Origin of the sequence: Alicyclobacillus mali NBRC 102425 (assembly GCF_001570745.1) — a bacterium.
Lineage (GTDB): Bacteria > Bacillota > Bacilli > Alicyclobacillales > Alicyclobacillaceae > Alicyclobacillus > Alicyclobacillus mali.
In genome coordinates, this window is sequence record NZ_BCSG01000048.1 from 1 (window position 1) to 16,989 (window position 16,989).

Annotated in this window: 18 protein-coding genes and 1 pseudogene; 3 read left to right on the forward strand and 16 right to left on the reverse strand. The window is 62.9% G+C overall.

Annotated features, from left to right (window positions below; translation table 11 throughout):
* Positions 1–310, forward strand: a pseudogene (locus AMA01_RS12455) (J domain-containing protein); the annotation flags it as partial.
* A 34-nt stretch (positions 311–344) separates the two neighbouring features.
* Complete coding sequence (locus AMA01_RS12460; RefSeq protein WP_067851448.1) at positions 345–1,106, forward strand: SDR family oxidoreductase; 762 nt, start codon at positions 345–347, stop codon at positions 1,104–1,106.
* Positions 1,107–1,112: 6 nt separating this feature from the next.
* Here the strand turns inward: AMA01_RS12460 and AMA01_RS12465 are convergent, their stop codons facing one another.
* Together AMA01_RS12465 and AMA01_RS12470 are read right to left on the reverse strand one after the other, a co-directional pair.
* Positions 1,113–3,185, reverse strand: a complete 2,073-nt coding sequence (locus tag AMA01_RS12465) for a putative bifunctional diguanylate cyclase/phosphodiesterase (RefSeq protein WP_067851450.1) — start codon at positions 3,183–3,185, stop codon at positions 1,113–1,115.
* Between the two features lie 235 nt (positions 3,186–3,420).
* A complete protein-coding gene (locus AMA01_RS12470; protein WP_067851452.1) occupies positions 3,421–4,530 on the reverse strand; it encodes an SLAC1 family transporter in 1,110 nt (369 codons plus the stop codon).
* A gap of 115 nt (positions 4,531–4,645) precedes the next feature.
* On the opposite strand from AMA01_RS12470, the gene AMA01_RS12475 reads away from it, so the two are divergent.
* Positions 4,646–5,554 carry a LysR family transcriptional regulator gene (locus AMA01_RS12475; RefSeq protein WP_231862952.1) on the forward strand — a complete coding sequence of 303 codons (909 nt, stop codon included), beginning with the start codon at positions 4,646–4,648 and terminating at the stop codon, positions 5,552–5,554.
* 26 nt (positions 5,555–5,580) lie between these two features.
* Here the strand turns inward: AMA01_RS12475 and rlmH are convergent, their stop codons facing one another.
* From rlmH to rpsF, 14 genes are all read right to left on the reverse strand, one after another.
* The gene (rlmH, locus tag AMA01_RS12480) at positions 5,581–6,060 is read right to left on the reverse strand and encodes a 23S rRNA (pseudouridine(1915)-N(3))-methyltransferase RlmH (protein ID WP_067851455.1); all 480 of its coding nucleotides are present in this window, start codon (positions 6,058–6,060) and stop codon (positions 5,581–5,583) included.
* A gap of 53 nt (positions 6,061–6,113) precedes the next feature.
* Complete coding sequence (locus tag AMA01_RS12485; protein ID WP_231862953.1) at positions 6,114–7,307, reverse strand: S1C family serine protease; 1,194 nt, start codon at positions 7,305–7,307, stop codon at positions 6,114–6,116.
* A gap of 66 nt (positions 7,308–7,373) precedes the next feature.
* On the reverse strand, positions 7,374–8,180 hold the full coding sequence (locus AMA01_RS12490) for an MBL fold metallo-hydrolase (RefSeq protein ID WP_067851459.1): 807 nt from the start codon (positions 8,178–8,180) through the stop codon (positions 7,374–7,376).
* A 54-nt stretch (positions 8,181–8,234) separates the two neighbouring features.
* Positions 8,235–9,071: a two-component system regulatory protein YycI gene (locus AMA01_RS12495; RefSeq protein WP_067851461.1), complete on the reverse strand. Its 837-nt coding sequence runs from the start codon at positions 9,069–9,071 to the stop codon at positions 8,235–8,237.
* Entirely contained in the window at positions 9,068–10,381 is a 1,314-nt protein-coding gene (locus AMA01_RS12500; protein WP_067851463.1) for a YycH family regulatory protein, read from the reverse strand. Before AMA01_RS12500 ends, AMA01_RS12495 begins: the two co-directional genes overlap by 4 nt.
* Positions 10,378–12,144 carry an ATP-binding protein gene (locus AMA01_RS12505; RefSeq protein ID WP_231862954.1) on the reverse strand — a complete coding sequence of 589 codons (1,767 nt, stop codon included), beginning with the start codon at positions 12,142–12,144 and terminating at the stop codon, positions 10,378–10,380. The genes AMA01_RS12500 and AMA01_RS12505 overlap by 4 nt, the downstream gene beginning before the upstream one ends.
* The gene (locus AMA01_RS12510) at positions 12,144–12,836 is read right to left on the reverse strand and encodes a response regulator (RefSeq protein WP_067851467.1); all 693 of its coding nucleotides are present in this window, start codon (positions 12,834–12,836) and stop codon (positions 12,144–12,146) included. The genes AMA01_RS12505 and AMA01_RS12510 overlap by 1 nt, the downstream gene beginning before the upstream one ends.
* A 14-nt stretch (positions 12,837–12,850) precedes the next feature.
* Positions 12,851–13,261 (reverse strand): hypothetical protein, encoded by a 411-nt coding sequence (locus AMA01_RS12515; RefSeq protein WP_231862955.1) that lies wholly within the window; start codon positions 13,259–13,261, stop codon positions 12,851–12,853.
* 59 nt (positions 13,262–13,320) lie between these two features.
* Positions 13,321–14,700, reverse strand: coding sequence for a replicative DNA helicase (gene dnaB, locus AMA01_RS12520; RefSeq protein ID WP_067851478.1), 1,380 nt, complete (start codon positions 14,698–14,700; stop codon positions 13,321–13,323).
* 8 nt (positions 14,701–14,708) lie between these two features.
* Positions 14,709–15,152, reverse strand: coding sequence for a 50S ribosomal protein L9 (gene rplI / locus AMA01_RS12525; RefSeq protein WP_067851471.1), 444 nt, complete (start codon positions 15,150–15,152; stop codon positions 14,709–14,711).
* A 120-nt stretch (positions 15,153–15,272) separates the two neighbouring features.
* Positions 15,273–15,584: a MazG-like family protein gene (locus AMA01_RS12530; protein ID WP_230087717.1), complete on the reverse strand. Its 312-nt coding sequence runs from the start codon at positions 15,582–15,584 to the stop codon at positions 15,273–15,275.
* Between the two features lie 206 nt (positions 15,585–15,790).
* Positions 15,791–16,021: a 30S ribosomal protein S18 gene (gene rpsR, locus AMA01_RS12535; RefSeq protein ID WP_012812131.1), complete on the reverse strand. Its 231-nt coding sequence runs from the start codon at positions 16,019–16,021 to the stop codon at positions 15,791–15,793.
* A gap of 74 nt (positions 16,022–16,095) precedes the next feature.
* Entirely contained in the window at positions 16,096–16,566 is a 471-nt protein-coding gene (gene ssb, locus AMA01_RS12540) for a single-stranded DNA-binding protein (RefSeq protein ID WP_067851474.1), read from the reverse strand.
* Positions 16,567–16,583: 17 nt separating this feature from the next.
* Positions 16,584–16,871, reverse strand: a complete 288-nt coding sequence (rpsF, locus tag AMA01_RS12545) for a 30S ribosomal protein S6 (RefSeq protein ID WP_067851476.1) — start codon at positions 16,869–16,871, stop codon at positions 16,584–16,586.
* Between the last annotated feature and the right edge of the window lie 118 nt (positions 16,872–16,989).

Genomic DNA, 16,989 nt, shown 5'->3' on the forward strand with positions numbered 1-16,989 from the left:
GCGCGTTGCGTGGCGCCCCGCGGGTTTTCAGTGGCCCTCCGCAGGGGCGCAAGGTCGCTCGCTTTTGCGCGTTGCGTGGCGCCCCGCGGGTTTTCAGTGGCCCTCCGCAGGGGCGCGGCGGGATCGGCCGGTGACGCTTTACACCGTGCTCGGTGTGGGCCTGTTCACCATCTGCACCATCGGAGGCGCCATCCTTACGGGCCTCTTTGGCTCCAAGCTGGCGCTCATGATACTCTTGGGTCTGGGCTTGATCGGAGGCATGCAGCTTTTGTATCTTCTTACGAAAATGACCCTCGACGCTGAATCGTGACATCTCGACGGAACTTCGCAGGGAGTGAACGCGCGTGGATTGGAACGGAAACACCATCCTCGTGACCGGCGGATCGAATGGCATTGGACTCGCGCTTGCGGTCCGGTTTCTGGAGCGCGGGAACCGGGTGATCATCTGTGGACGTCGGCAGGAGAAGCTCGACGAGGCGAAGGCCGCTCATCCAGACCTCGAAACGATTTGCTGCGACGTCATGCGCCCGGAAGAGCGATTGCGCCTTTTGACGTACATGAACGAGACGTATCCCGATTGGAACGTGCTCGTGAATAACGCGGGGATTCAGCAGCACATCCATGTGCGGCGCGCCGCAGAACCGTGGGAGCACTATGAGCGCGAGATTGCCATCAATTTCGACGCGCCCGTGCATCTCACCCTGGCCGCACTGCCGCACTTGCTGGAGCGGCCGCGCGCAGCCGTCGTCAATGTGACGTCCGGCCTCGCGCTGGCGCCTGCGGCGTGGGCGCCGGTGTACAGCGCCACCAAGGCGGCCCTTCGCTCTTTCACGCAGTCGCTTCGCCTGCAGCTTCAGGGCACGTCGGTGGATGTCGTGGAAATTGTTCCACCCGCGGTCAACACGGATCTCGGCGGACCTGGTCTTCACACCTTCGGAGTGCCTGTGGACGAGTTTGCCGACGGCGTGTTCGAGAAGCTCGAGGCAGGGGCCGAGGAGATAGGCTATGGGGACGCGGAGCGCAGGCTCTCGCTCGTGCCACAAGATCTGCGCAAGGCTGCGGAACAGATGTGGGCCGGATTTCGAGCGAGAAATCCCGACTTCTGACGCACGTCAGACGCTGTCTCCCTCTTCAGCGGCCATCCTCCCGTTCCAGTCAGCGAGATGCTCAGCCGACACGGGACGGGCCTTCCAGAACCCTTGCATCTCATCGCATCCTGTGCGCGCGAGCAGCATCTCCTGCTCGCGCCGCTCCACCCCTTCCGCGATGGCGCGCATGCCGAGATCGTGCGCAAGGCGGACAACGCCAGCCATCAGGCGTTCGTGGCGCTCTCCTTCGGGCGCGAGCGACAACAGCGACGGGTGCAGCTTGATGGCGTCGTACGATCCGGCCGACAGCGCCGCGAGCACCGCTTCCCCATGCCCGAAGTCATCGATGGCGACAGAGACGCCCAGGCGATCGAGCTCAGCGGCGAGATCGCCGATGAGATCCGCGTATTGCGCGAGCAGGCTCGCGTGAACCTCGAGCTGCAGCTGCTCGGGAGATAGCTGGGCGTGGCGAAGGGCGTGTGCCACGCTGTCGACAAACTGCGGATCCACCATCTGCGAGAGCGAGACGTTCACCGAGACTCGCATGCGCAGGTTGAGCCGTTGCCACCGAGAGGCGGTTGCACAGGCCGTCTCGAGCACCCAGGCGCCGATTTGCTGCATCATCCCCCACTGCTCCGCAAACGGGACAAACACTGCCGGCGGGACGAACCCCAGCTCCGGCGAATTCCAGCGCAAGAGCGCCTCGGCGCCCACGCGCACGCCTCTTCGAACGTCGAAGATGGGCTGGTAATCGAGGGAAAACTCGCCGCGATCGAACGCCTTTGCGAGCGCGTTGTGCAGGAGAAGCCGGTTGTGGATGGCGCTGTCGCCGCTCTCGCTGTAGAGGCAAAGCCGATGCCCGCCCTGCTCCTTCGCCGCATACATCGAGATGTCCGCGTACCGGAGCAGCGTATCGACGTCGCGGCTGTGATCCGGATAGATGGCCGCGCCGATGCTGATGCCCATCGGCACCAGCTCGCCCATGACCGGAAGCGGCTCGCGAAACGCGTCCAGGCAACGAGCGGCCGTGTCGCGCACGTCCTCCTCGCCCGCAATCCCGGCCTGAATCACCGTGAATTCGTCTCCGCCCATCCGATACACCTTCGCGCGACCAAGGAGCGTCTGGCGCAGGCGCTCGGCGATGGCCTTGAGAGTCGCGTCACCAAACTGATGACCAAAGGTGTCGTTCACGTACTTGAAGCCATCGAAGTCGAAGAGAAATACGGCGAGCTTGTCCCCCCGCCGCTCCGCCTGTTCCACAGCCGCACGCAGATCGTGCTCAAACTGCTGGCGGTTGGGCAACTGCGTCAGCGCATCCGTGAAGGCGAGGCGCTGCAACTCCACCTGGTGAACCTTGCGATCCGTGATGTCCATCGCAAGCCCCTCGAGGTACGTCACGCGCTCGTCCGCGCCGAAGCGCGGATACAAGTGCACCGCGACCCAACGCTCAGTGCCGTTCCGATGCCGAATGCGGTATTCGCTGCGCGCGCTCGATCCCGTCTGAATCGGTTCGGTGGCGAGCGCGAGATCCTCCGGATGGACCAGGGAGAGCCATAGGTGCGGGTTCTTCACAAGTTCGTCGCTCGAATAACCGCACATCGCCTCGCACGCGTTGGAAGCGTAGATCAGGCGATTCGAGGTGACATCGTAGGCAAAGAGGCAAATGTCCGCCGCGTCCGCGATGCGCTCGATGAAGTTTCTGGACTGCGCCACTTCGGCGTACATCTCCGTATCCCGGACGTGATCGGTCACCACGAAGACAAGCCCACCTGTGCCGGACAACCATACCCACGTCTCCGATTCCAGGGCGCCTCCCGCCTTGGTTCGCCACTGGACGAGGCGGCCGTTCACGCGACCTCGTTGCTCGATCTCGCCCAAGTACCGCTCAAAATCACCTTCCGCGCACCAGAACGGCGCGGGCCGACCGAGCACCTCGTCCGCCTCCCATCCCAGCACGCGCGCGGCAGGGCTGGACCAGAGGTTGACGCGGTTTTCGCGATCCACGCCAAAGACCGCAAGAGGCGCTTCCCGGACCAACCAGGCCTGAAGCGTCTGCAGACCGTTTTCGTCACCCGACTGCGGAGAACGAGAATGCACCAGGACTCCCCATCCCATTCGGAAGCATAAAAAGTCCCCACCGGACCACCTCAACGGGCCTTTCGGGGCAATGGCGGAGGTAAACACGCAAAATCCCGCTGACCCGGCGGCACGGCGCGTGCCGTCGGTCAACGCGGATTCCTAAGAGTTCTCTAACGATTATACTTCTTATCCTGCCAGCTTGACTAGTGTTTGTTGAATCCGGAAGAGGTCTCGAAATGACAAGACGCGTACGTCACGCGCGGCGCGCTTTCAGTTCGTGGCGACGGGCGTGATCGCGCCGCCATTGAATCAGATGTCCTGCCACAACACCGTGCACGGTGCGCACGATGACGATGGCGAAGCAGAGCCATAAGATGCCGAGTTGCACCAAGCCGGCGACCGCGAAAAACGGGTGACCGAGCAGGTGATGCAGCGCATACGTGCCGTTTGTGAAGCTGCCGATGGGGAAGACGTAGCTCCACCAGCCGAGGTGGAACGGCAGCCCGTCGCCCTTCGGCGTCAGGTGTAGGAACGTGAAGAGCGCCGAGAGAAGGATCCACCAGACACCCACGCCCCACATCGCGATGGCGAAGACCGCGCCGAGATCGCGCAGGCCTCCCGTATAAGGGCCGAAGACGTGCGGCGCATTCAGAGGGATGCCGCAGAAGGTGCCCATGGCCATCCCGATGGGACCAATCTCAATCCACAAGGTGGGCGCCTCCTGGCCGCTGAGCCGCCTGTGAAACACGAGGCGCGAGTAGACCAATGCGCTTGTCATGATGAACAAGAAGAAGGTCATGCCGAACAGGGCGAGGATTCCTGCCGCCATGGAGAACTGCGCGCCCGGTCCCCCCGCGTACGGAATGAGATTGGTGCCCGTGGCCGCAGCGACGATGGGCGGGACGAGCGGGATGAGCCAGGAAGCCACCGTTTCGTCTCGCTCCACCTTGTGCTCGGTGAAGAGCAGGTACGGCACGACAATGACCGAGAACAACGACGCGGCCACCCCGGCGAGCCAGATCGCAAAGCTGATGGCGATGGCAGTGTGCTTCGGCATCATATGTGTTCCGATGAGGAAGTAATCGTTGCCGACGACATTGATGCCCATCGCAAACGCGCCGTAAAACAGCGCCCGGCCCGGGTGCCGGAAATCGTCGATGGCGGCGTCGGGCGTGAGCAGCCAGCGCAAAATCCACATCGCAAAGGCAAATGCAAAGACCGCGTTGACGCAGATGAACAAGATCTCGCCCACCTGGTGCTGGAACGGCAGGTGGATGGGCGAAGTGTACGTGAGCGCCGCAACAATGCCGATGCCCATCACGGTCGTGAACCAGTTGACGCCGAACTGTCGAATGATGTGCATTCCGTCACCTCCCACTCATGTCAACTTCCATGGTATGAGGTGACTTGCATTAGGGGAAATACATCTTTTTGATGTAGACTATAAGCATAGCTTATGTACATGGAGCGTGAGGCGCGTGGATTTACAGTTGCGAGTGTTTGTCACGGTCGTGGAGGAGAACAGCTTCACTCGTGCGGCCGAGAAGTTGCACATCAGCCAGCCCGCCATCAGCCAGCACGTTCAAACGCTGGAACAGCGCCTCGGCGTGCGGCTCATCGATCGCGGCCGCAGGCGCCTGCAGGTGAATCCCGCCGGCCAAATCGTGTACGAGCACGCCAAGGACATTTTGGCGCTGTACCGCCGCATGGAGCGGCTCATCGCAGATATGCAGGAGGTGCCGGCCGGGCCCGTTCACGTGGGCGCCAGCCTCACGTACGGGGAGTACGTGCTGCCGCATGTCATCGCCCGATTCCGCAAGGCATACCCCGCAGTTCAGCCTTCCGTGTCGATTGCCAACACGCAGACCATCGCCCACGCCGTGGCGGTACGCCAGCTGGATATCGGGATTGTCGAGGGCCAGGACGTCGTGGAGGACGAGGTGGTGCTCAAGCCATTCGCGGAGGACGAGATGCTGGTGGTGGCAAGCCCCGCGTCGCCCTGGTACGCCGAGGCGCCGGATCGATCCCTGTTGGAGCGCGCCACCTGGTTCATTCGCGAGCCGGGATCCGGCACGCGGGAGATGACGGATCGCCTGTTCACCAAGTTGGGCATTCAGCCGCGCGATCTCGTCGAGTACTCAAGCAGCCAGGTCATCAAGGAGTCGGTGGCTGCCGGCCTTGGCCTCGCGTGCCTCTCCCGCTGGGTCGTGGCGCGAGAGCTCACCTGGGGCATGCTGCGCGCGCTCCGCATCCCTTGCGCCCCAGTGAAACGGACGTTTTCCATTGTGACGCCGAAATCAGAGTTCGAGACCAAGGCGTCGAGACTGCTGTACACGTTTCTGCTTGAACACGGTTCACCCCAAAATCCAAGTTTGGACGGGGCGTGATGATCAGGGCGCTCTTTCGAGTGCACTCACTTGTGATACGGCTCGCCGCGCAGGATGCGAATCCCTCGATACAACTGCTCCAGGAGCACGATTCGCGCCAGCGCGTGCGGCAGCGTAATGGGACCGAAGCTCCAGCGGAACACCGCGCGCCGCTTGATGCGCGGATGCAAGCCCCGCGATCCGCCTACCACGAACACCAGCCGCCCGTGACCGGCGGTGCAAATCCTGTCATATCGCTCGCTCCAGGCCTCTGATGACAGCGCCTCTCCGACAATGTCGAGAACTATGACACCGTCCCGCGGGCGCAACCACCGCTCTATGCGATCCGCCTCCCGCGACAAGAGCGCGTCTACTTCCGTAGGCGACATCTCGTCGCGATCCGACTCATCCGCCACCTCCATCATCTCCAGGTCCACATACGCGGAAAGGCGCTTCTCATATTCGCGAAGCGCCTCCAGCCAAAACTTTTCTCGAATTTTGCCCACCGCTATCACGGCTACCCGCACGTCCGCCCCCTCCTCCCGGGGACGCAAGGCTAGGCGTCGGTGCTCGCGCTCCCTCAGCGAGCGAAATCGAGCGCCGGCGCCGTGGTGAGCTTCGTCCCCATCTGACCTATCTTCACCTTGAGGGCGAGCAACTTGTCCCCCCGGTATACGCCAATCGACGCCACATCGCCCGGGCGCGTCTGGAACAGCGCAGTCCTGAGCTCCGCCATCGTCCTCACCGTCTGCCCGTTCAACGAGACAATGACATCCCCCGGTCGAATCCCGGCCGCTCGCGCCTCTATCGAGGATACGCGCTTTACCCACACACCGTAGTCCACCGGCACGTCTGGCCACATCTGCTGGGGAAGCGACGCGAGCGAATAGCCTTCCACGCCGAGCGCCGGGTGCACGGCGTGCCCCTTGTCCATGAGCTGCTTCGCGACGATCTGCACCTCATTCGACGGAATGGCGAATCCCATCCCCTCGAAATTCTGCGCCACAATTTTGCAGCTGTTAATGCCGATGACTTCGCCGCGAATGTTCAGCAGCGGGCCACCGCTGTTACCCGGGTTGATGGCCGCGTCCGTTTGGATGACCGTCTGATAGTCGAGTGTCTGTCCCGTCTCCTCGTCCTGCACCGGCATCAGGCGCGACTTTGCACTCACAATCCCGCTCGTCACCGTGTCCGCAAAGTCTAGGCCGAGCGGCGTGCCGATGGCAATGGCCGGTTCACCCGCTTCGATGCGACTCGAATCTGCAAAGGCAACCGGTTCGACACCACGAAACACAGAGGCCGGCACGCGCAGCACGGCCAAATCCGTGTACGGATCCGTCCCCACCACATCCGCATCGTGATGTTTGCCCGGATCCACCACGATATCCACCTTCGCCGCGCCTTCCACCACGTGATTGTTTGTCACGATATACGCGTGCCGATCGTCCTTGTAAAACATCACGCCAGTTCCGATGCCCGTCGCCTGCAACTTCGACGTCTGCGAAAAGAAGTTGGAAACAAGTTGGTAATTTTCCACGCCGACGACGTCCGGTTCAACTCTCTTCACGGCCTGCGTGACGCCCGCGGACAGACTCACCACACCGCCCGCGTCCGCTGCCAAACTTGCCGCCCGAGTCGCCTGCTGCGTGAGCACCGGCGCCGATGCGGCTGGCTTGAGCCGCGACGCCTCAAGGCCAGCGGCCACCCCGGTCCCGCTCGCCGCCAGTGCCACTGCCGCGATCACCCACGCTTGCATCCGCCGATTTTCGCGCATTCCCCTCATCCCCCTCGCGCATAGGACGCCATCTGCTGAGGGTAGTGTGAGCGGGAATGCCTGCCATCATACGGTTGCCCGGGAAATTTTCATCGCGGGGCACGGCGCCTGCCGGCTTGTCCTGTGAAGGTGAATGCGATCCGCCAGTTCTGGTCTCGCGTCGAGCACTATCTGTTCCACCGTCAGTTCCGCGAGTTCCGGGAGATTATTCTCCCCACTCAGATGCGCAAGATACACGTGCGCCGCCTGTTCGCTCAGGATGTCGATAAGCGCATACGCGGCGTCAACGTTGGACAGATGCCCTTTGTCGCCCAAGATGCGCCGCTTCAGGTGCCACGGATATGGGCCTGCGCGGAGCATCTCCGTATCGTGATTCGTCTCGAACACATACACGTCGCATCCCCGGAGCAGCTCCCGCTGCCGATCGCTGACGTAGCCCAAGTCCGTCACCACGGCGAGGCTGCCTTCGTCCGTATCGAAGCGAAACGCGACAGGCTCCTCGGCGTCGTGCGACACGGCAAACGGCGTGATGCGCACGCCGCCAATCTCCAACGACTCCCCTGCGCGGATATGTACGACGCGATCCGGCTCGTCCAACCGCGCCTTGGCCGGCAGACCAGCGTATGTACCCTCGGTCATGTACAGTGGAGCGTGGCACTTTTTCGCGAGTTGAACCAACCCCTTGACGTGATCGTCGTGCTCATGGGTGATCAACACCGCTGTGAGATCGCGCAGCTCTCGGTCGCACTGGGTGCGCAGCCGCGCCTCAAGTTGTTTTCCGCTGAGGCCAGCGTCGAGCAGGATGCGCGTGTCACCCGCCTCCAAGTACAGGCTGTTTCCGTTGCTTCCACTCGCCAGGACGCAGAAGTCCACGCGCCCACCTCCTCTTGCCTTACTTCTTTTCGTCACAGCCGAGCACCGCGCTCGTTAATAGGCGTTCTGCATCTCCACCTCGCCGGTGAATGCGTTGACGAAGTAGACGCCTGCCGTGGTCACAATTCGCCATACGGGAAACCAGTAGCTGTGCAGGATGGCCTGGCTGCCCGAGGCCACCTGAATCTTGCGCGCATAGCCGAGATCGACCTTCACCACGCTGTTGACCTGGCCAGACCCGGTCTTATCCACCGCTTCGGCGAAGCTGTCCAGCGCGTCGAGGGCGCTGATGACCGGCTTAGGCGAACTGTTCGCTTGGACGTGATCGATATACGTCTGAGTATAGCCCATCAACTGTCCCTTTTGCTCCACGGTGATGAGGTCCGCATCAAACACGGGATAGCCGTTCACCACCTCAAAGTACACGCCATGGACTGGGTCCGAAGTCGTGGGATCCGGCGCGTAATCCGCGCCCCGGAACACGTAGGCCAGTGGCCCGCGGTTGGGCGGCAACTGCAGCGGCGGTTGATATTGAACCGCCCAGGTGCCCTGACCGGTGACGGCGAGTTGACCTTCGCTCGTCGTGAGCGTCCCGCCCGCGATTTGGGCTTTGCCCTTTGCGCCCGGAAACGCCGCCTGCTCAAGCGCCGACCAGCGCGGGTTCGCGAAATCGGCCTGAAATGTGACAAGGCTCGGCTGCCCGGATGGCACGGATGTCGCCAGGCTGAAGCCCTGATTGGCCAAAAGCGTCTTGGTGTTCGCCAAGGCGTCGGCGGGAGACTCCGCGTAGCCGCTCGACAACTGACGAGATTCGTACAAGAGCCACCCCAGGATGACGTCGAGGAGTGCAAAGAGCGCGATGAGCCACGATTTCGCGACTTCCCAGTTCACGACAATCCCCCCGCCACGAGTTGGCCCGTTTCCGCGTTTAAGACCCAAACGCCGCCGTTCGCGTTGGTCACGTAGTCGACTGGCAGAAGGCGGATCTGGCCTGGCTTGGTTCCCTGGATGGAGGGCCAATAGCCGGGTTCCACGTGAAACGTCGAGAGCGAGACGGTTTTCGCGCTCGTGACCTTGGCCAGGGCCTTCGCCAGTCCGTCCTCATCCAGAACGGGCACGGACGACGCCTGCACAGGCTTGGTCAGTTCCCAGAGCGGCCGGTCAAACTCCATCACGTGTCCACTGTCAATCTGGAAATTGTAGTCCGCGCCGTTCGAGAGAATGGGATATCCATCGACATACTGAGCAAACGAGAAACTGGGGCCGTTCAGGTTGACGGTCAACATGCCGACAAGGTCAAAACCGATGAGGTCGCTTGGCCCGCCTCCGTGCGCATGTAGAAAGTCGATGGCGGCCACGTAGTCCTCGGTGTGGGCGGGCGCAGTGCTGGCATTCGGGTCCTCGTACTGCAGCGAGAGCGCGGCGCGATCGACCTGCACAGCGCGACTTCCGTCCGTCCAAATGGTGACGGCCTTGCTCTCCTGTATCCGGGTCAGGGCCTGTGGATTGACGAAGAACGACTGCACGAGCGGCATGATGGAGGGTTGTGTGAACGCGTACACGTAGCTCGTCATGCGCCCGTGGATGGGCACCAAGCTCTCGCCTTCAAAGTCCGTCCACGCGGCGTAAGGTTGTGCAACGACATCGCGTGAAGCCTGCCGGATGACAGCGGATGCCGGCAGTGAAGCCGTTGCCTCGATGAGTGCTGGCTTGCCGGCTGCATTCGTTCCCTCGTACACCAAGGTACACGTGGAACCAGGGCCGGCATTGAGCACGATGGCGCGGCAACTGATGCTGCCGACGGACGTGGCGAGATCGCCGAGCCAACTCCTGCCGAGCGCCGCATCCAGCGGGATGCCGAACTGAAAGACCACGCTGGCCTGAGCACCCGGGGGCATGGCGGCCACGGGCTGGGGGCGCTCGGCCCTCACCCCCATCAGGAGCCCGGTCCACGCGGCGTAAGGGGCGCTCCCGGGCCGGGCGACGGTGTATTCATCTCCCGCGCGCACGTCGATTTCGTAGGGCTGAACGGCGGACGTGAGCGAGGGCGAGGTGGAATACGGGATGGTCTGAGTCTGCGTCAGCCCGATCTCGGCGCCGCCCTGGAGGTTGCCCGACCAGAGCGCGTAACTCAGCACGACGCTGCCCGCGACGAGCAGCGCGAGGATCACCGTCTTCGCTGTGCGCCACCAAACCCTCATGCGGCATCCTCCTCCGCGCGGCGCAGCGTCACGTACACGGTCGTGCCACGCTGCAGTTCGCTCTCCATCCGGATTTCGCCGCCCATGCGCTCCACCATCTCGCGCGCCAGGGCCAGTCCGAGCCCGGTGCCGCCGCCGCGGCGGCTTCGCCCCTTTTCGACCCGATAGAACCGCTCGAACACGTGCGGCAGGTCCTCGGGCGGAATGCCGATGCCCGTGTCGGAAATGATGAAGGTCACGTGCTGCGCGGCCACGTCCGCGCGCACGTCGATCCGCCCACCCGGCGGCGTGTATTTGAGCGCGTTCGACAGGACGTTGTCGATCACGCGGTTGACCATGTCCTCATCCCCATGCACGCATACGTCGCGGCTCTGCGGCAGGTGGACGCGCAGAGACAGCTCCTGCTTCGCCGCCTGGAGCTGAAACCGCTCCACCACGCCCTCGAGCAGGTCGTGCACCGGAATGGCCCTCATCTCCACGCTCCGCGGGCCGCCCCTGTCCAGCCCCGACAACAGAAGCAGGTCCCGCGTCAGCCGCACCATGCGATCCGTCTCGCGCGCGATCACCTCGAGGAACTCGCGCTTCGTCTCCGCTTCGTCGTCGCCGAGATCGCGCATCACCTCAAGGTACGACTTCACCGTGGTGAGCGGCGTGCGCAGCTCGTGCGACACGTTGCTGACAAAGTCCCGCCGCGCCTGATCCAGCTTCTCCTGCTCCGTAACGTCCCGGACCACCGCGACGTAGCCGTCCACCTGGCCGCGCCGCTGAACGCTCGTCAGGATGACGTGAAAGATGGTGTTGCCAATCACGCGCACCTCGCGCACGCCCGTCGCCACGTCCCCCTGCGTCAGGCGATCCAGTTCGAGCTGCCGGATGGCCTCCTCTTCGCCGCCCGCGGCCTGGCTCAGCATCTGCCTGGCCGCGCGGTTCATCATCAACACCTGCCCGGACGAATCGAGCACGATCACGCCCTCGCCCATCGAGGTGATGACGGCGCGCAGCCGCTCCTGCTCCAACCGGTTGGCCGCGATGGCCTCCTCGAGTTCGTCGGCGAGGTGGTTGATGGACGCGACGAGATCGCCAATTTCGTCGTTGCTCATGGCCTCGAGGCGCTGCGAGAAGTCCCCCCGCGCCATCACCTCCGCCTGGCGCGTCACTTCCATCACGGGGCGCGTCAGGGCGCGCGCCACGATGGCGCCGAGGATCATGACGATGGCCAGGACGGCGATGGAACCGGTGTAGAAGATGGTCGTGGCTTGGTGGATGGTCTCGTAGGTGGACTGGATGGACAGGACGTATTCGAGCACGCCATCATACGTCCCGTGCAGCGTCACGGGGACCGCCACGGCGAGCAGGTGGCTCTTCGAGAGGGGATCGTAACGAACGGACTGCGCAAACGTGTGGTGAAGCAGCGCCTGCGTCGCGACGGAGTCAATCCGCTTCTGCCCCACGAGCGCGCCGCCGGCGGTGGTGTACATCACATAACCGCTTTGGTTGAGCACGTACACGGTGCCGTTCAGGAACTGGGGCACCGACTGCAGCAGATTCGACACGGCACTGTTCGACACGCGCGCGCCAGGCGCGAGCTCCGGCGCGATGAGCGTGGCCATCAGCTGGGCCTGCGTGCGCGCGGTCTGCGCCTGATTGCGCACGAGCGAAGACGTCAGCGCCTGGACGAAGTACGCGCCGATGAGCTCCACCGCGAACAGGATGAGCAAAGTGTACACCATGACGAGTTTCACGCGCAGGCTTCGGAACCGCATCATTCATTCCTCACATAGTACCCCACACCGCGTCGCGTCAGCACGTACCGCGGCTGGCTCGGATCCGGCTCGAGCTTCTCCCGCAGCCGGCGAATGGTCACGTCCACCGCGCGGGTGTCGCCCACGTAGTCGGTGCCCCAGACCTGGTCCACCAGCTGATCGCGCGTGAACACGCGGCCCGGATGCGCGGCAAGCACAGCGAGCACCTGAAACTCCCGGTGCGTGAGCGGGATGGATTGGCCCTCCTTGGTGACCGTGTATTCCGCGAGGTCTATCACAAGGTCCTGCACCACATACCGCTCGTTCTCCCTGTGCTCGCGCAGGACGTCCGATGTGCGCCGCAGGTTGGCCTTGACGCGCGCCACGAGCTCGCGCGTGCTGAACGGCTTCGTCACGTAGTCGTCCGCCCCAAGTTCCAGCCCGAGCACTTTGTCCACCTCGTCGTCCTTCGCCGTGAGGATGATCACAGGGACGCCCGAGGTCTGACGGATGGCCCTGAGCACATCGAAGCCGTCGACCTCCGGCAGCATCACGTCGAGCAGGATCAGGTCTGGCTGAAGGGCTCGCCAGCGCTCCAGGGCCTCCGCCCCGTCGTACGCGCAGGAGACCCGGTATCCCTCTCGCTCCAGCGCAAAGCGGAGGATGTTTGCGATGGGCTCCTCGTCTTCCACCACCAGGATGTGCGCAGGCATGCGATTCCCTCCCTTCAGGACGATCTCGCCCAGACAATGCGCGGGTGGGAAAGCACCGTCGCGTAGGATCCCATGTTCTGCAGGAGGACGTCGTACGGATCCGACACCGTCATGGCGCCGAAATCGGGCTCATAGGCGCCCACATCAATGACAGGCGGCCCAAACCACCACGTCTTCACGGTGATATACGCCGTCACATGCGGTGGCAGGAACGCCGCCGCGTAGTCAGGGATGTCGTACACATAGGCGAATCGGGCCCAGAACACGAACGTGAGCGCGACGGCGAATGCGGCGAGCGCCCGCGTCCAGAACCGCAGGCTGCGCACCGCCCGCCACGCGCGGACGCGCCGCATGCGCCGTCTGCGTCGCCGCTTCCGGCGCTTGCGCGCCTTCTCCATCAGCTTTCGCCGTTCCCGGCGCGTCAAACGGCGCTCACCTGGCGCTGTGTCCGTCGCCGATTGCGGTAGATCCGTCTGATGTTCGTTCATAGCTCTGCATGACTGCGTTCGAGATTGACGAACTTGTTGAAGTTCTTCAGGAACACGAGCTCGATTTTTCCTGTTGGACCGTTGCGCTGCTTGGCGATGATGACCTCGACGACGTTCGGATTGTCCGTGTCGGGGTTGTAGTAATCATCGCGGTACAAAAACGCGACCACATCCGCGTCCTGCTCGATGGAGCCCGATTCGCGGATGTCTGACAGCATGGGGCGCTTGTCCTGGCGCTGCTCCACGGATCGGCTGAGCTGGGCGAGAGCCAGAATCGGCACCTCGAGCTCGCGCGCCAACTGCTTCAGCGAACGCGAGATGTCGGAAATCTCCTGCTGGCGGTTCTCTCCCGCCACCCGCCGCCCGTGAATGAGCTGCAGGTAGTCGATCACGACAAACCCGAGCCCGTGCTCCAGCTTGAGGCGCCTGAGTTTGCTTCGCATCTCGGGCACCGTGATGCCCGGCGTGTCGTCGATGTAGATGGGCGAGTTGCTGAGCGTCGTCACGCCCATGGACAGCTTCGGCCAATCTTCGTCGTCCAAGGTGCCATTGCGCAGCTTGTGGCCATCGATGAACGCCTCTGCGCAGAGCATGCGCTGCACAAGCTGATCCTTTGACATCTCCAGCGAGAAGATGGCGACCGGCAGTCCGGCCCGGACGGCGACGTTTTGCGCGATGTTGAGAGCAAACGCCGTCTTCCCCACCGAGGGGCGCGCCGCGACAATAATGAGATCCGACTTCTGAAAGCCGCTGGTCATCCGGTCGAGATCGCTATAACCGGTGGGCACGCCGGTGATGTTGCCGTCGCTCTCGTAGAGCTGCTCGATCCGCTCGAACGTAGTCTGCAGCACGTCAGAGATGTGCGTGAAATCCCGCGTCCGCTGGTGCTGACTCAGTTCGAGCACCAGCCGCTCCGCGTCCGCCAGAACCTCCATCGCGGACGCGTCCGGCTCATACGCCGCCTCCGCGATGCGCGTGCCGGCAGAGATGATGCGGCGGAGCAGCGCCTTCTCGCGGACGATCTCAGCGTAGTGCACGACGTGCAGCGCGGTGGGCATCATCGCGGCGAGATCGGCAAGATACTCGGGCCCGCCGACCGAGTCGAGCACATCGCCGTACGTGCGCATCTGCGTGGCCACGGTGATAATGTCCACCGGATCTCCCGCCTCGTAGACTTCGCGGATGGCCCGGTAGATGGCCTGGTGAGCGGCGCGGTAGAAGTCGTCTGCCTCTAGGATTTCGAGCGCTTCGACGACCGCATCGGGCGAAATGAGCATGGCGCCGAGAACGGCCTGCTCTGCCTCGAGGTTGTGTGGCGGCATGCGGAGTGCCGCCTCGGCCCCCTGTTCACGCCACAGCGTCTCTTCTGCCGCCATGGCGTCCGTCACTCCGCTTCCACGTAAACCAGGATCTGAACGTGCACCTCGGGATGGAGCTTGATGGTCACCCGATGTCCGCCGAGCGACTTGATGGGATCCGGCAGCGCAATTTTCCGCTTGTCGACCTCAAACCCCTGTTTCTTCAGCGCATCTGCAATGTGTTTCGTCGTGATGGCGCCGAACAGGCGACCGTCCTTACCCACCTGCGAGCGAATCGTGAGCTTCAGATTGTCGAGACGCTGTGCCAACGCTTTGGCGTCCGCCAGTTCCTGGGCCTTCAGCCGCTCTTCTTTTCGCCGCTTTTCCTCAAGCGCCTTGAGCGTCTGTGGCGTGGCCTCCTCGGCCAACTTCCGAGGAAACAAAAAGTTCCTCGCGTATCCTTCGCTCACTTCTTTGATTTCGCCCTGTTTTCCCTGTCCTTTGACGTCCTGAAGCAGGATGACCTTCACAGCGGCCACCTCCCTGTACCCTAAATCCTAATGGCTGACCGTCATTCGCGCAAAGCTGTCGCAACCAGGCGAACGTCCTGCGCGCAGGAACCCCCTTATGCGGCGCCCAGCGCCAACCTATCACCAACGCGCTTTCAGATATTGAATCACGCTCTGCGCGGCATGATGGCGATCGCTCTCTGGATCGAGCGGCATACTTTCAAGCACGAGGACGACTTCCCGCTCAAGTCGCTCCGGCGAAATACCGAGCTCCTGGGCCATGACGTAAGCCGTCCCGACGATCTGCGCCAATGACTCCACAAACATGGCCTGATTTCCCGTGTGGGCATGCCGCATGACATCCACGACCTGTTGCAAGAGATCGATTTGCTCATGCTCGACGGCGCGCAGGCGCTTCATCAGCACGTCTTCGATGTTTTCAGCCACGGCCATTCCCCCAGACGGCTGCAATTCGGCTCCATTCCACTTCCACAGGTCTTGCATGAAGTCCTGCCAAGAGGGGGGCCAAGCGCAGTCCTTCGCGGCTGTGACTGCAGGTCGAATGAGGGGATGTGACCAGCGGCATGCGGCCGCGCGCGAAACGACAAAGGGCCGCTCGCAGGCGGCCCATGCCACCCCGAACGGCCCTTGGCGCATCTTCACTCCGTGGTGTACGGCAGGAGCGCAACCTGACGCGCCCGCTTGATGGCGACCGTCACCTGGCGCTGATGGCGCGCGCAGTTGCCCGTGATGCGGCGAGGCAAAATCTTGCCTCGCTCCGTCAAAAACTTGCTGAGGCGGGCCACATCTTTGTAGTCCGCGTAATCGATCTTGTCAACGCAGTATTGGCACACCTTGCGGCGCTTGCCGCCCCGTCCTTTGCGTGGCATCGTGTTCCCTCCTTCGCGCGCTGATACCGCTTTTGTCGCCGCGGTCTTGTGCCGCAGGGAATTCAGCGCAATGGTCAAAACGGAAGATCGTCTTCGGAGATATCGATCAACTGACTGTCATCCGCAAACGGATCGTCTTCAAACGGAGGAGCCGACGAAGGCGTCGGCCGCTGCTGCCGAGTTTGCGCGCCGGCCGCACTGTAGCCTGAACCCTGGCCCTGATCCGGGCCGCGGTCCAAGAACCGCACCGTTTCGGCAACCACTTCGGCCACGCGAACGCGTTGCCCATCGCGGTTGTCATAGCTCCGGATCTGCAGCCTGCCGTCGACCGCCGCCAACCTCCCTTTCTGGAGGTACTGCGCCACGATCTCGGCCTGCTTCTGCCACACGACGACGTTGATGAAATCGGTCTGGCGTTCACCGTTCGGCCCTGGCCGCATGCGGTCCACTGCAAGCGTGAACGACGCGACCGCCGTGCCGCTGTTGGTGTATCGCAACTCCGGATCCGCCGTCAGGCGGCCGATCAGGATCACTCGGTTCAGCATGCTCTTCCCCTCCGCGTTCACTCACCGACGCGGACCGTCAAATAACGAATCACGTTGTCGTCGATGCGCATAAGACGTTCGAGTTCTTTCGGCGTCTCCGTGTCACATGTGAACTTCATCAACACGTAGTAGCCTTCACGGTGATCGTCGATCTCGTACGCCAAGCGGCGCTTGCCAATCTCCTGAAGTTCGTCGATTTGACCGCCCTTGTCAGTGACAATGGACTGGTATCGCTGAATCACCTCTGCGGTCTGCTCAGCTTCCAGCGAGGGATTCACGATGTACATCGTCTCGTACTGGCGCATCCCGTGACACCTCCTTCTGGTCTAATGGCCCCCTCGTGGGAGCAAGGATGGCGCGCCACAAAAAACGTGTGCACCGAACATCCATGGTAGCACGAACCGCTCGCTTGGGCAAGATCCC